This window comes from Pseudoalteromonas piscicida (assembly GCF_002208135.1).
Lineage (GTDB): Bacteria > Pseudomonadota > Gammaproteobacteria > Enterobacterales > Alteromonadaceae > Pseudoalteromonas > Pseudoalteromonas piscicida_A.
Window position 1 is genome coordinate 836,156 of sequence record NZ_CP021647.1, and the last position, 13,127, is coordinate 849,282.

Consider the following 13,127-nt stretch of genomic DNA (forward strand, 5'->3'; position numbering starts at 1 on the left):
TAGCGATAGTCGAAAATCAGCAACAATGTAGTGCGGGATTTCGGATTGAAATGGATGCTGCAACCCTTACTCTATGGTGTAACTCAAACCGTTAAGGATTGTTATGACTTCACTTGCTAACATGCCATTTTCTTTGCTCGAATTAAGCCCGATGAAAGAGCAAGATACCGTTTCACAAACCCTCGCTAACAGCGTAGCTTATGCGCAAAAAGCGGATGAACTCGGTTTTAAACGCTTTTGGATGGCTGAACATCATAATATGCGTGGCATTGTCTGCGCAGCAACCTCTGTATTGATAGGGCATATTGCCGGACACACTCACAGTATTCGGGTGGGCGCGGGTGGCGTGATGTTGCCAAATCATCCACCGTTAGTTGTCGCTGAGCAGTTTGGCACCTTAGAAAGCCTCTATCCAGGGCGTATTGATTTGGGATTAGGGCGCGCGCCTGGTAGCGATCCTATTACCAGCCGAGCATTGCGTCGCGATGACAGACGTGCAGAACAATTTGATGACGAAGTCGCTGAATTACAAACCTTGCTCGGGCCTTATGATGGTCGCTCCTCGGTGCGTGCCATTCCGGGCGAAAACACTAAGGTACCGATCTGGTTGCTAGGTTCAAGTTTATACAGTGCCCAGCTCGCCGCAAAGCGAGGTTTACCTTATGCATTTGCGGGCCACTTTGCGCCACGATTCGTGCATGATGCTATCGCGCTTTACCGTCGCGATTTTCAACCATCAGAGGTATTAGATAAACCTTATGTAATGCTTGGTTTACCGGTAGTTGCAGCGGATACCGACGAGCAAGCGCAGTATTTAGCTACCACGTCAAAGCAACGTATCCTAGCATTGATGCGAGGTCAGGCGTTATGGTTGAAACCCCCTGTTGACTCGATGGAGGGTCTATGGAATGCCCAAGAGCAAATGCAAGTCGAAAGCTTTTTAGGGCTATCTGTTGTTGGTAGTCCCGCGACGGTTCATCATAAACTCAGCATGATTAAACGTGAGTTAGCGGTCGATGAGTTTATTTTTACCAACGATTTATACGAGCTAAGTGATAGAAAACATGCGCTTGAAATCGTGGCGAGCTTAACGTAAAAGTCGGAGTGTGAAGGTAGTACTTAAGAGAGTACTTAAGAGAAGGTTTGCGGTACACTGTGAGTTAAAAATTTACAAGGAACGAAAGTTGGAAACGATTTGGTTGCGTATCCTTTCTCTACTTATTCTGCCTTTTATGTCGGGCGAAAGAAATAACGCTCCGTCATGAAAATGAAAACACTAAGGTACTAGAAGCTAAACTTGCTGAGCTAGAGGTGTTTAAATCACCCTGAATAATAAGTTTAGCGAGACAATATTTGCAGTAACAACTAGGGCCTGTTGATCTTTGCTGTTTGATTTTTGTTCTTCTGAGTGTGTTTTGGTCGCGACGCTCGACTTGCCGCCTAGTAATCTAGGCAAAAGTTGAGCAACAATGAACAGAGCGCACTCAGGTGAACCCAAAGGGCAGCGCTTGATTAGCATTTCTACTGTGTTCTCGCCTGACTCACATAGAATAACTATGCTACGCAGGCTCTGCCTTGTACAAATACCAATCAAACTGCTGCAAAAACAAACTTGAAAGGTAAACAGGCCCTAAAGGAAAAATGATGGATCAAGTTGTGCGCGTCGGGGTTGGCGTGGTCATAATGCACGATAATAAAATTTTGCTTGGTGAGCGCATCGGTGCTCATGGCGCACATACTTGGGCAACGCCGGGTGGCCATTTAGAGTATGGAGAGGACATTGAGGCATGCGCAATAAGAGAGGTGCATGAAGAAACGGGGCTAGATGTTGTAAACGTTGAAAAGCTGGGTTTTACTAATGATTATTTTGCCGATGAGCAGAAACATTATGTCACTCTGTTTGTCATGGCAAGGTGCGATACTCATAATGCAGAAGTTAAAGAGCCAAATAAATGCAAACAATGGCAGTGGTTTTCGCTTGATAAATTGCCGCAGCCTCTGTTTTTACCTTTGGTGAACTTTTTAGAAGAAAACAACACACTTTATCAGAACTAAAATAACAATTGGGGCATAGCATGGAAGAGATAGTCGTTAGATATATTCACTTTATCGGTATTTTATTTTTGGCATCAACGCTCGCGATTGAAAACATACTACTCTCCAAATCAATGAGTAGTCAGAGCATTAAGCGATTAGCTGTAATTGATGGCTTGTATGGTGTTAGTGCGCTTGTAACCCTTGGCGCAGGATTAACGCTATGGTTTGCAGTTGGCAAGCCCAGTGAATTCTATACTAAAAACCCGATTTTCCATGCCAAAGTGGGACTATTTTTGTTAATCGCTTTGTTATCTATCATTCCGACTGTGTTTTTATTGAAGCACCGTAATACAACAGCAGCTAATTTGTTTGTGCCCCAGCGCATCATCGTCATTAAAAGGCTAGAAATGCTGTTACTTTTAGTTTTACCGCTACTTGCTGCACTCATGGCAAGAGGCTATGGGTTGCCCTCATCATGAAACAAAATATTGTCAATATTGCGCTCGTCGTTAAAGACTACGATGAAGCCATTGACTTCTACGTCAATAAACTAGGTTTTGAATTAATAGAAGACACCTATCAACCCGAGCAAGATAAACGCTGGGTGGTGGTGGCACCGCCTAATTCTCATGGTACCGCGTTACTACTTGCCAGAGCTTCTACGCCAGAGCAGCAGAAGTTTATTGGTGATCAAGCTGGTGGGCGGGTATTTTTATTTTTAAATACCGATGATTTCTGGCGTGATTATGAGCGCATGAAGTCTATTGGCATTCGATTTATTCGCGAGCCACAAGAGCAAGATTATGGCACGGTTGCTGTATTTGAAGATCTCTATGGCAACCGCTGGGACTTATTGCAATTAAACCCTGATCATCCCATGGCGAAGAGATGATCTCAAAGTTACCAAAATGGGTTGAGATCGGCGCTTTTATATTGGCGCTCGTCGCAGGATTTGTGAATGCAATTGGCCTACTTAGCTTCGAGCACCAATCCGTTTCTCATTTATCCGGCACTGCGACTATGCTCGGAACCAGTTTTTTAGGTGGTAATCTTAAAGAAACCCTGCACTTATTTGGTGTGTTACTCGCGTTCTTGCTTGGCTCTGTACTTGCGGGATTTTTGCTGCATGGCACCGCGTTAAGGCTTGGCAAACATTACGATACCGCGTTGGTGATCGAAGCTATATTGCTTACCGTGTCTCTCGTATTACTGATGCAAGGCTCATTTTATGGTCACTTTTTTGCCTCAGCCGCTTGTGGACTACAAAACGCATTAGCCACCACGTACAGTGGAGCTGTGGTGAGGACAACCCATGTAACAGGAATATTCACCGACTTAGGACTAATGATTGGGGCGCTATGTAGAGGCGAGCCACTGGATACCAGAAAAGCAAAACTGTTTGTGTTGATAATCTCAGGGTTTGTGGCAGGTGGCCTGTTGGGCGCTTGGCTTTATAACAAGTTTTACTTTCAGGCGCTGTGGTTGCCTATAACCATTTGTTTGCTGATCGCAGGTGTTTACCGCTTTGCGCTTAGGGATAAGGGATAGTACACCGTTGTGTTGACGTATCTTAGTTTGGATTATTGACTACTTAATCGACATCGTATAAATTGGCGCGCGATTTTAATTTGGATCTTTCCACGATGTTTTACATCCTATTTAAGAATTTTGTTAGAAGGCTTTGCTCCGTGCATTAACACGATGAAGTGTTGCTCGGAGCTTACTTTCTAAATATTCATCAGAGACATTGGTGATTCCCTGAATCAATGTGGATGGCGGCAGTGTATCTGATGATTGGAAAGACGAACCCGGCGATGATACTTCATCGCCGGGTTTTTTGTGCCCGAAATTCAGTGGCACACGTTTTCAAAATTTTTTGAAACGGGAGGTCGGCATAACTGTCGATCTCCCGTTTTTTTATGGATGTAATTTAACCTGAACTTCGGATAATTAACGCCCTTCTAGCAACCAGTTTTAGCGCTAATTGCGTTGAATCCACTTCCAATAGCCAGCTATTGGTGCGTAAATTCGCCTTGCCTACAAGGATGTAGGTAGCAGGGCGGTAGCAGGACGCGAGAGCGGAGTTATCCCCAAAACTCTCTGGCTAGATAAGAAGATAGTTTAAGGTGATTAAAAAACAATGAGTTAGCTCATTCCTTATCCAAAACTCAGGTTACTTAGTTTTAGTTTCAAAGTTTGGAGCTGAGTTAAGCGAGCTGATTAAACAGGCTGGTGTATGCCAGCCTGTTTTCGCGCAGATTATTTTTCTGCTGAAAGTCCAAACGCCTTTGCAACACCAAGGGTTGGTAAAAACATATCTGAAAGCGTGATCTCTGCATCAATCCCATAGGTACTCATTAATTGAGCGTTACTGAGTACTTCCTCTGGGGATCCGGTGGCAACCAATTCGCCCTGTTGCAGTAGATATACCTTATCGGCAAAGCTTGCAGCGAGGGCTAAGTCATGTACCACTGCGACTACGCCCGCTCCCTGTTTAGCTATTTGCTGAGCTAGCTTCATGACTTGATACTGATGATATAAGTCTAGACTTGCGGTAGGCTCGTCAATCATCAGGTAGCAGGGTTTGTTCGCATCTAAGGTAGGTAGCAGCTGGCAAAGCACCCGCGCAAACTGAACCCTTTGCTTTTCTCCCCCTGATAGCTGAGTAAAGCACCGCTTTGCTAAATGCTCGACTGATAAAGTTTGCATCGCTTGCTGTGAATACTCACGAAGCGAGTCCAGTGTACAAATGTGCTGGTGTACATAGTGCGACATATCCACTATCTCTTGCACGCTAAATGGGAACTCGCAATCATATTGCTGCGTGAGTACGGCACGAATATGAGAGAGTGCCAAGGCACTTAAGTCTTGCACTCGTTGTTGATGATAGGTGACATCGCCCTGTGTTAGCGAGATATCGCCGCACAGCGCTTTGAGTAGGGTAGACTTGCCTGCACCGTTGGGGCCAAGAACAACGGCAAACTCCCCCGGGTTGATTGAAAAATCAATGTCTTTGAGCAACAATTTTTGCCCCACTTGGACACTGATGTTATGCGCTTCTAACATACTAAAGCTCCTTTATACGATACGTTTTCACCAGCATGATCAGGAAAAAAGGGCCACCTAGAGCGCTGGTGATAAGGCCTATCGGTAATTCTGATGGGAGAATGAGTATGCGAGCGAGTAAGTCTGCCAAACACAGTAAAATTGCCCCACCCAACATCGAAGCAGGTAACAAATAGCGGTGATCTGGGCCGATTAATAAGCGCACTATATGAGGAACAATAAAGCCAACGAAACCAATAATACCAGTTAGCGCAACCGCCGCACCGGTGCACAATGCCGTATAAACAAATACCTTCTTTTTTAAACCTACGACATCGACCCCGAGGTGTCTAGCTTGTTGCTCGCCAAGTAAATAGAGGTTGAGCGGTTGAGCTAAGCGGCTAAAACCAAAGCAGCATGCCAACATTAAACACAGCGATGGGATGATAGTTGTGAAACTATTGCCTGCAAGTGATCCCATACTCCAAAAGGTTAGGTCGCGTAACTGTTGATCTGAGCTGATCAACGTCAGTATTCCGATGACTGCACCAACAATAGCGTTTACTGCTATGCCTGCTAACAACAAACTGACAATTGTGAAGCGATTTCCTTGGCTGGATAAACGGTAGATTAAACTACACACACCAAGACAGCCCAGAAAAGCACCGATTGGCACGGCGTAAATTCCATAATAATCCGAAAATCCACTGAGTAACGTGGAGCCCAATACGATGGTACTAATCGCCCCAAGTGCGGCGCCACTAGAAATCCCAATTAACCCTGGATCTGCCAGCGGGTTTCTAAAGACTGCTTGCATTGCAGCGCCGCATGCACCAAGTCCAGCACCCACCACAATTGCTAGCACTAATCTTGGTAATCTAATTTGCCAGATCACCGCGTGTTCTAAGTTATTTGATTGGCCTGCAAAGAGAATATCCATCAAGCGAGCGTAGCTAATACTCACTCCGCCGCTGGTAAGGCCAATAAAACTCACCACGATACAGCCGATAATCAGTCCCAACAACATCCATTTTCTGGCAACTTCAGCGGGAATTAGAGATTGCTCGAGTGCTAGCATTATAGAGACTCATTTTTTGGTGCAGACTGGGCTGCTCTAAATCGATAACCCCTGGGCAGCGTGGCGTTTGGGTGGAGTAAGGTTGCGAGCTCAACCACGGCTTGTGGCGTGCGTGGGCCCATGCCAAGCAAATATGTCCCATCGATAAGTATAACTCGGTTGTTTTTGACGGCATTTGAGAATTTAAAGTGGGGAACTTGGCTTAAATCCGTTGCTTTTTGCTCGCCATGGCGGCCCATACTAATGATGACATCAGGGTTCATGGCGATGGCCGCTTCGGTTGCGAGCGGCTTCCAACCGTCAAAATGCTGTGCAGCAACATTAACGCCGCCAGCCGCGTTGATAACCTCATCTGCAGAATTTCCAGCACCCGCAACAATTGGTTGGCCACTACGAAGGCTCAAGACAAATAATACCTTAGGCTTGTCGTCTGCTTGTTTCAGAACATGAGTTAAGGCTTTTCTGTCTGCTTGAATATAATTGATTAGCGCTTGGCCTTTTTCTTTGACTGCCAGTAACTCGGCGATTTTAGTTATTTTATCTTCGACGCCAGCGAGGTTATCGTTGTCGCTGAAAATATAGGTGGGTAATCCGGTCTCTTGAAGCTGTTTTAATACCTTATCAGGGCCTGTATCAGCCTCGCCGAGTAACAAATCAGGATTAAGGGAAAGGATCCCTTCAACGTTGATTTTTCTAACATAACCGATTTGTGGTTTATGTGTGGCAGCAACAGGAAATACGCTAGTACTGTCCACGCCAACAATACGATTTTCCTCCCCAAGTGCATAAATAATTTCGGTAATAGAGCCCCCAGAAACCACGATATTTTTGTCGCCTTGATTAGCATAGGTAGATTGTAGGAGGGAAGTGAGTAGTAGCAAACATGAAGTTAGCAGTGTCGTAATTTGAGCTTTCATTACAAATCCAAACTTGTTAGTATTTATTGCGAATAGTAACAGTTATCATTTGTCTTTATCAATATGAAATTAATTATCTGCATCACTGTCTCCGTTTTGCTACATGGCTTGTGTTGGTTATTTCCTGCAAGCTCTGCGCTGGTGTGGCAATCAGGCGTTGCTGCAAATGAAGTGAGTAAAGTCACCAAACCACTCATGATTTCGTTTGCGGCACAACCCTCCCAAGAGCCGGCTCCAAAAGTGGTAGCAGAGCAAGCGCCATCTGATTTTAATGGCACCACGCACTTACTTAGAAAACCACAAAAGCAAGAGCAGGCAACCAAGCCAGAACCTAACGCTAGACAACAGCCCAATGAACGACCACGACCTAACAAGCTTAACAAAGCAGCTGTGACTGAGAATAAAAAGGAACCAGAAGCGAAAGAACCAGCTTTAAAACGAGAAAATACGTCGCAGCAAGAAGCGACGCAAATGGCCTCAGCGAGGCATCTCAGTGAAGCAAATAGTACCGATGACTCTCCTGTTAAATTAGATGCTTTACCTTTATTCAAAGCACCAAGGCCTGCGCTTAGCTACCCACTGCGTGCCAAGCGAAGAGGGTTTGAAGGCGTGACAATTTTTGAAATTGAGTTGGATCAAAAAGGTGAGATCGTGAATTTAACTTTGGTTAAAAGTAGCGGTCATCAATCTTTGGACATTGCGGCTCGCAAGAACGTTGAGCAATGGCAGTTTCATCCAGTTTTTCGTGACGGTAATGCTGTAAAAGCCTTGTTTACCGTACCCATTAAATTTTCCCTTTCTTAGAGAGTAATACTACGATGCAGTCTTGGTTTTCCCAACTTGGCCCAATGCAATGGCCATTTTTATGTTTGTCGGTTATTGCGCTTGCGGTGATCATTGAGCGGCTTTGGGTGCTTAGCCGCGCTTGGTTTACCGTTCATGAAATCAAGCGTAAACCCCATTTTTTTCGTAGCAAAGCAGTTGGCGCTTTGCGGTTACAAGGGTATGTTTTTGAGTGGCGTAAGCGGTTAGTGATCTTAAGCATTATCGGCACGCTAAGCCCATTAATGGGACTCTTTGGCACCGTCTGGGGGCTGGTCTTGATGTTTAAAACCATTGCCGAAACTCAGCAAGCGGTGACGCCTGCGTTATTAGCGGATGGATTATGGGAAGCCATGTATTCAACCATGGCAGGACTGGCGATAGCCATGCCATGTTTACTTATTTATGGCGTTTTGCAAGCGATGGTTGAGCGGTTTCAAAGCGAGCTTGTGCTTTATATGAATACCCAGTTTGCCTTAGTGGAGACGGATAATGCTTGAGCTGCCGACACCCAAACCTCAACACCTAGGCGCTGATTTAACCGCGTTACTCGATGTACTTTTTATCGTCCTTGTATTTTTGCTGCTCAGTGTGGCGGTTAAACTTAACGTCTTGGAGGTGAACCTACCAACAGTGGGAAAAAATGGCGAGGTTGTGCTTGAGAAAACACCTAAGGTTGTGAGTGTCATGTTCAATCATGGTCAAATAGCCTATGCCTTGGACGAGCAGCCGTTTAGTGCAGAAAATACGCTGATACAAGCGCTTAATCATCTAGACAATTCAGAGGTGATCTACATCGCTGTGGACAAACAAGTACCCAGTGAAGCACTGGTATCACTTTTTGCACAGCTAAGTACACTCAATATTCAAGTGGCTAATTTAATCGTTAAAAGCGAATAAAAATAATTACCATTTAGATTGGTGTGTGTTATATTGCGCCGCGACAATCGCATTTCATCTTGGAGAGCCTGTTTAAATAATACAGGACCAGGGAAGATCAGGGGCAAAGTTGAAATGCGTGTAAAAAATAACGACACTCGGAGTATTCTTATGCGTTTATCTAAATTAACCCTTTTCATCGCGCTTGCCACTTCTGCCACCTGGGTACAAGCCGCCTCTTCTGCCAATGAGGATGTAGCTCAGTCGACAGTGGTAAAAACAGACTTAGATGCAGTGACTGTAACGGCAACGCGTACCGCAAAAACCGCATTGCAATCATCACAAGCAGTGAATGTTATTTCGGCTGAACAAATTGAACGCAAATTAGATAGCAGTGTCTTTGATACCTTAGATACCATTCCTAATGTTTCCGCTAATGGTGGGCCAAGAACGACAGGACATAAGTTCAATATTCGCGGCTTTAGTGATGCAGAAGACGTGATGGTGACGATTGATGGCATGCTACAAACCTTTGAAAAATATCGTATGGGTAGCTTGTTCACTGATCCTGAATTATATCGTTCAATGAGTATTAAACGAGGCACGAGCACCGTACTTCATGGCGGTGGTGCGCTCGGCGGTGTTGTTCAGTTTGAGCTAAAAGACGCCGCTGATTTTTTACAGGATGGTGAAGTCGCTGGCGCTAAAATTAAACTCGGTTATGACAGCAACAATGCTCAAAAAAATGCGTCAGTGATCGCGTTTGCAAGGCCAAACGATTCGCTCGACTTGCTTGCTGGTGTGGTAAAGCGTGACAGCAATGATTGGGAACTTTCTAACGATGAAACTTTGGATAACTCGGCAATCGAAAACAGTTCTATTCTGTTAAAAGGGGAATATTTCTTAAGTGATGATGCCATTGTGGGGGCAAGCTACACCGAAACCACAGATAACCAGCGAACCGAGTTTAATACAACAGATCCGGGTGCATGGGGGACGGTGTACCGTGAGGTAGAGCAGTCCGTTACTAATCTGAGTTATGAACTCAACCCTGCGAATAATCCTTATCTGAACCTAAGCGCTAAGGCCGGTTATACCAGCAGTCAAGTCACTGAATCCGATGGTGTCGGCATGCTTGAGGACTACATCGGTATTGAATCAAACTATGAATACAACATCACCACTCTGGATGTGATGAATACCAGCGTATTGGACTCACATACTTTGACCTATGGTGTGCAATATACCGACAAAGAGCGAATTGGTGAAAAGACAGCATTACCTTGCTTAAAACTTAACTACGAGACCTATGCTTGTGAGCAATACGGCCCGACTCCAACCACCGCTGAGATGACATCCCAACCGGGTGGTACACAAAAGCGCTCCGGTGTGTATATCCAAGATGAATTTACTTGGCAGCAACTTACTGTGGTCGCAGGGCTTCGCTATGAACGCTATAGCACCTCACCAACGGCTAAGTTCCAACAGGCGTTTGCAGCATTAGATAGTAAAGTGACACACAGTGATTGGGCAGGTGCCTTGAGTGTAAATTACCAACTAACACCACAATGGGCGGTGTTTGCAAACCGCCAAGAAGGTTTCCGTGCACCACTCATTGACGAGCTATACGATCAATATGGTGGCAGACAACCGGGATTAGCGTTAGATGTTGAATATAGTAATAACACCGAAGTTGGCGTGACCTATCAGGCAAACAACATACTCACTGACAACGACACATTAACGGCGCGTTTTATCTACTTTGATATCTCGGTAGACGATGAAATCACGTCGGTCACCAGCAATGTGACCAATCCCGTACCTGCACCGCGTTATGCGAATCGCGCTAGCAATGATAGAGATGGCGTTGAGCTGGAAGTAAACTTTGCAACACCACGCTTTTACAGCAACTTTTCTTACAGTGACGTAGACGGTAAAGATCAAGACAACAAGCCTTTATGGTATTTACCTGCAGATAAAATGGCTTTGGATGTAGGCGCCTCGTTATTTGATCAAGCCGTTCAAGTTGGTGCGCAAATAGTAAGGCGTGGCGATCGTGATGTGCAGGTGATGGACAGTGCAACAAGACAATACTCAACGCAAACACAAAAAAGCTACACCCTGACCGATTTATACGCGAGTTGGGATATTAATGCTGCGTTTAATTTAAGAGTTGCTGTCGATAATGTCTTTAACAAAGAATACAAACTGATGGCTGGTACCGGTGGTGGAATAGGCGATTACGGTTTTGGCCGCAACATTAAAACCCAGATCAGCTGGCGTTTTTAAGGAGAGATCATGAAGCAACTAATTCAAGACTATAAAACCTTGCTAGCGGGTGAGCCAAGACTACGACCCGTTGACGCAGCGATGCAGCTGGGTGTGAGTGAAGCCGAATTATTGAATGCTCAACTCGAAGAGGCGGTGACTGCCACAGTAACGCGCTTAGATGAAACGCAGCTTGCCGATATCCTTAAGAGCCTGAAAAAGCTGGGTAAAGTGATGGCGTTGACGCGTAACGGCAGCGTGGTAAATGAAATTAAAGGGTTATACGAAAAGCTCTATGTTTCAGACAATAATGGCAAGCTTAGTGGTATTGCAATCAATCCCGGCGGTATCGACCTACGGCTATTTTTGTATCGTTGGCAAAGCGTATTTTTAGTTGAAACCGAAAGCCACACGAGCTTGCAGTTTTTTGATGAAAATGGCCGTGCGGTACATAAGGTTTATACCACGGCTGAGTCGGACTTTAACGAACTGGTGAATATAAAAGCACGTTACCAACTGACATCACAGCGCCCATTTAGCGTGAAGCCATTTGAACTGGTGGAGCCTACAATAACCCCGCCGAGCGCTGAGCAACTAGATAGCTTTAGGAGTCAGTGGGGTGAGCTTGAAGATGTGCACCATTTTCCAAAGCTATTAGAGACATACAAGCTTGAACGCTTGCAGGCCCTTGAGCTCGTCGGCTCACCATGGAACTTTGAGCTACAGAGCTTTGACCTTGCTGATATTTTTCAGCAAGCAAAAACGTTTAAGCAAGAGATTATGGTATTCGTTGGCAACTCAAGTGCGGTACAGATCTTCTCTGGAAAGGTTGAAAACCTCAAACAAGTTGGTCCTTGGTTTAACGTCTTAGATCCTGAGTTTAACCTACATATAAAAGCAGACGATCTAACCCGTGCGTTTGTGGTCAGAAAGCCAACGGATAATGGCAATACAGTGGTTACCTCTATTGAGTTTTTTGATGCCAATCGCGAAACGGTATTAACATTGTTTGGCCGTCGAATTGAAGGCAAAAAGCAAACCAGCGAATGGCAAGCCCTGTGTGAGCGATTGATCCATAAAGGACACGTTGCGGCGTAATACCTGAGCTATAGAAAAGGGCTCAATCGAAGAGCCCTTTGATTTTCTAGTGCCAAATAGGCGTAACTTCTGAGACCAAGATTATCCGTTTAGAGACGCTATTTTGCTGCGCACTCTCCATTCTCGTCGCCATTGCACTATGGCAAAGTGGGCGGGATGTACCACGTTGACATTCGTCCATAATCACTCCTGACCCCACTGGTAATTCAGTAAAGAGCCGAAGATCTTGGGTACTGACATTATCTATCGGGGTGTTTACCGCGACACCGTTAGCTATCACAAACTCTCCGCCAGATACATTCTCTCTGGCCAGCGTAAGGATTGAGGTAATCGTTTGATGACTTAACCCGTCGAAATGAAGCGTATTTGGAGTTACCAAGCAATCCGCGTAAGGTGTTGGATAATAGCCAATAAACTGGTGCTCAACATGGTACGACGGTGCCGAAATTGAATGTTGGATCAAAAATTCAGTCAATGCTTTGATCACAGGGTGGTTGCAAATCAATGTGCCGTCAGTGCAATGTGTGATTGCTTTGAACCACCTTTGTTTACCTCCTGCGTCAGGGTTTAGTTGTTGAGACAAGCCGTAAACATAGTATTGGCCCCCCTGTCTATTCTCGGGAGAGATAAGGTGTGTGTTAGCGTCCTTGACGGTATAACGCACTATACCTCTTGCATTTTGGCCGGATGGAATATAGGTGTCCAAGCCTAATTCAGGTTCCACTTGTTTAAGTAGCAGCTCAATATCTTTTAGTGAGCCAACGTTGAAATTTGGCAAAGAATATTGGCAGAAACCATTTCTTAACAATGTAGTTTTAGTCATTTTTGATTCTCCTATCTGACTTTCTTGATTTGTTTTCATAAAAATTTCAATAAGCTTTTTCATATTCACCTCATCTGATGTGTTTTGGTGTTTATAGATTTGCATTTAATTTATTGATTTTGAAGGAAATGATAGGAATCTAAAGGGAATGAAAACAGAA

14 protein-coding genes are annotated in these 13,127 nt (G+C 44.8%); 10 read left to right on the plus strand and 4 right to left on the minus strand.

Annotated features, from left to right (window positions below):
- Positions 1-103: 103 nt before the first annotated feature.
- From B1L02_RS22205 to B1L02_RS22230, 5 genes are all read left to right on the plus strand, one after another.
- Positions 104-1,096 carry an LLM class flavin-dependent oxidoreductase gene (locus B1L02_RS22205; RefSeq protein WP_088532904.1) on the plus strand — a complete coding sequence of 331 codons (993 nt, stop codon included), beginning with the start codon at positions 104-106 and terminating at the stop codon, positions 1,094-1,096.
- A 548-nt stretch (positions 1,097-1,644) separates the two neighbouring features.
- Complete coding sequence (locus B1L02_RS22215) at positions 1,645-2,055, plus strand: nucleotide triphosphate diphosphatase NUDT15 (protein WP_088532905.1); 411 nt, start codon at positions 1,645-1,647, stop codon at positions 2,053-2,055.
- Positions 2,056-2,075: 20 nt separating this feature from the next.
- Complete coding sequence (locus B1L02_RS22220; protein ID WP_088532906.1) at positions 2,076-2,516, plus strand: DUF2214 family protein; 441 nt, start codon at positions 2,076-2,078, stop codon at positions 2,514-2,516.
- Positions 2,513-2,929, plus strand: coding sequence for a VOC family protein (locus B1L02_RS22225; protein ID WP_017217706.1), 417 nt, complete (start codon positions 2,513-2,515; stop codon positions 2,927-2,929). The genes B1L02_RS22220 and B1L02_RS22225 overlap by 4 nt, the downstream gene beginning before the upstream one ends.
- Positions 2,926-3,585 (plus strand): YoaK family protein, encoded by a 660-nt coding sequence (locus B1L02_RS22230; RefSeq protein ID WP_088532907.1) that lies wholly within the window; start codon positions 2,926-2,928, stop codon positions 3,583-3,585. The genes B1L02_RS22225 and B1L02_RS22230 overlap by 4 nt, the downstream gene beginning before the upstream one ends.
- Before the next feature lie 711 nt (positions 3,586-4,296).
- Here B1L02_RS22230 and B1L02_RS22235 read toward each other — a convergent pair.
- The 3 genes from B1L02_RS22235 to B1L02_RS22245 are packed head-to-tail and all read right to left on the minus strand — an operon-like array spanning position 4,297 to position 7,077.
- Positions 4,297-5,103 (minus strand): heme ABC transporter ATP-binding protein, encoded by an 807-nt coding sequence (locus B1L02_RS22235; protein WP_088532908.1) that lies wholly within the window; start codon positions 5,101-5,103, stop codon positions 4,297-4,299.
- A gap of 1 nt (position 5,104) precedes the next feature.
- Positions 5,105-6,160, minus strand: coding sequence for a FecCD family ABC transporter permease (locus tag B1L02_RS22240; protein WP_088532909.1), 1,056 nt, complete (start codon positions 6,158-6,160; stop codon positions 5,105-5,107).
- The gene (locus tag B1L02_RS22245) at positions 6,160-7,077 is read right to left on the minus strand and encodes a heme/hemin ABC transporter substrate-binding protein (RefSeq protein WP_088532910.1); all 918 of its coding nucleotides are present in this window, start codon (positions 7,075-7,077) and stop codon (positions 6,160-6,162) included. Before B1L02_RS22245 ends, B1L02_RS22240 begins: the two co-directional genes overlap by 1 nt.
- 63 nt (positions 7,078-7,140) lie before the next feature.
- On the opposite strand from B1L02_RS22245, the gene B1L02_RS22250 reads away from it, so the two are divergent.
- From B1L02_RS22250 to B1L02_RS22270, 5 genes are all read left to right on the plus strand, one after another.
- Positions 7,141-7,881 (plus strand): energy transducer TonB, encoded by a 741-nt coding sequence (locus B1L02_RS22250; RefSeq protein WP_088532911.1) that lies wholly within the window; start codon positions 7,141-7,143, stop codon positions 7,879-7,881.
- A gap of 14 nt (positions 7,882-7,895) precedes the next feature.
- Positions 7,896-8,399, plus strand: a complete 504-nt coding sequence (locus B1L02_RS22255; RefSeq protein ID WP_088532912.1) for a MotA/TolQ/ExbB proton channel family protein — start codon at positions 7,896-7,898, stop codon at positions 8,397-8,399.
- Positions 8,392-8,799, plus strand: a complete 408-nt coding sequence (locus B1L02_RS22260; RefSeq protein ID WP_088532913.1) for a biopolymer transporter ExbD — start codon at positions 8,392-8,394, stop codon at positions 8,797-8,799. The genes B1L02_RS22255 and B1L02_RS22260 overlap by 8 nt, the downstream gene beginning before the upstream one ends.
- Positions 8,800-8,949: 150 nt before the next feature.
- The gene (locus B1L02_RS22265; protein WP_088532914.1) at positions 8,950-11,067 is read left to right on the plus strand and encodes a TonB-dependent receptor domain-containing protein; all 2,118 of its coding nucleotides are present in this window, start codon (positions 8,950-8,952) and stop codon (positions 11,065-11,067) included.
- Positions 11,068-11,076: 9 nt separating this feature from the next.
- Entirely contained in the window at positions 11,077-12,144 is a 1,068-nt protein-coding gene (locus tag B1L02_RS22270) for a ChuX/HutX family heme-like substrate-binding protein (RefSeq protein WP_088532915.1), read from the plus strand.
- Positions 12,145-12,190: 46 nt separating this feature from the next.
- Here B1L02_RS22270 and B1L02_RS22275 read toward each other — a convergent pair whose 3' ends face one another.
- A complete protein-coding gene (locus tag B1L02_RS22275; RefSeq protein ID WP_157757276.1) occupies positions 12,191-12,967 on the minus strand; it encodes a 2OG-Fe dioxygenase family protein in 777 nt (258 codons plus the stop codon).
- Positions 12,968-13,127 lie beyond the last annotated feature (160 nt).

What these genes read in the sequence shown, in the direction of transcription:
- B1L02_RS22260 (WP_088532913.1), top strand. Translation starts at nt 8,392, where the DNA reads ATGCTTGAGCTGCCGACACCCAAACCTCAACACCTAGGCGCTGATTTA.
- B1L02_RS22265 (WP_088532914.1), top strand. Translation starts at nt 8,950, where the DNA reads ATGCGTTTATCTAAATTAACCCTTTTCATCGCGCTTGCCACTTCTGCC.
- B1L02_RS22225 (WP_017217706.1), top strand. Translation starts at nt 2,513, where the DNA reads ATGAAACAAAATATTGTCAATATTGCGCTCGTCGTTAAAGACTACGAT.
- B1L02_RS22230 (WP_088532907.1), top strand. Translation starts at nt 2,926, where the DNA reads ATGATCTCAAAGTTACCAAAATGGGTTGAGATCGGCGCTTTTATATTG.
- B1L02_RS22220 (WP_088532906.1), top strand. Translation starts at nt 2,076, where the DNA reads ATGGAAGAGATAGTCGTTAGATATATTCACTTTATCGGTATTTTATTT.
- B1L02_RS22255 (WP_088532912.1), top strand. Translation starts at nt 7,896, where the DNA reads ATGCAGTCTTGGTTTTCCCAACTTGGCCCAATGCAATGGCCATTTTTA.
- B1L02_RS22205 (WP_088532904.1), top strand. Translation starts at nt 104, where the DNA reads ATGACTTCACTTGCTAACATGCCATTTTCTTTGCTCGAATTAAGCCCG.
- B1L02_RS22240 (WP_088532909.1), bottom strand. Translation starts at nt 6,160, where the DNA reads ATGCTAGCACTCGAGCAATCTCTAATTCCCGCTGAAGTTGCCAGAAAA.
- B1L02_RS22245 (WP_088532910.1), bottom strand. Translation starts at nt 7,077, where the DNA reads ATGAAAGCTCAAATTACGACACTGCTAACTTCATGTTTGCTACTACTC.
- B1L02_RS22270 (WP_088532915.1), top strand. Translation starts at nt 11,077, where the DNA reads ATGAAGCAACTAATTCAAGACTATAAAACCTTGCTAGCGGGTGAGCCA.
- B1L02_RS22250 (WP_088532911.1), top strand. Translation starts at nt 7,141, where the DNA reads ATGAAATTAATTATCTGCATCACTGTCTCCGTTTTGCTACATGGCTTG.
- B1L02_RS22215 (WP_088532905.1), top strand. Translation starts at nt 1,645, where the DNA reads ATGGATCAAGTTGTGCGCGTCGGGGTTGGCGTGGTCATAATGCACGAT.
- B1L02_RS22275 (WP_157757276.1), bottom strand. Translation starts at nt 12,967, where the DNA reads ATGACTAAAACTACATTGTTAAGAAATGGTTTCTGCCAATATTCTTTG.
- B1L02_RS22235 (WP_088532908.1), bottom strand. Translation starts at nt 5,103, where the DNA reads ATGTTAGAAGCGCATAACATCAGTGTCCAAGTGGGGCAAAAATTGTTG.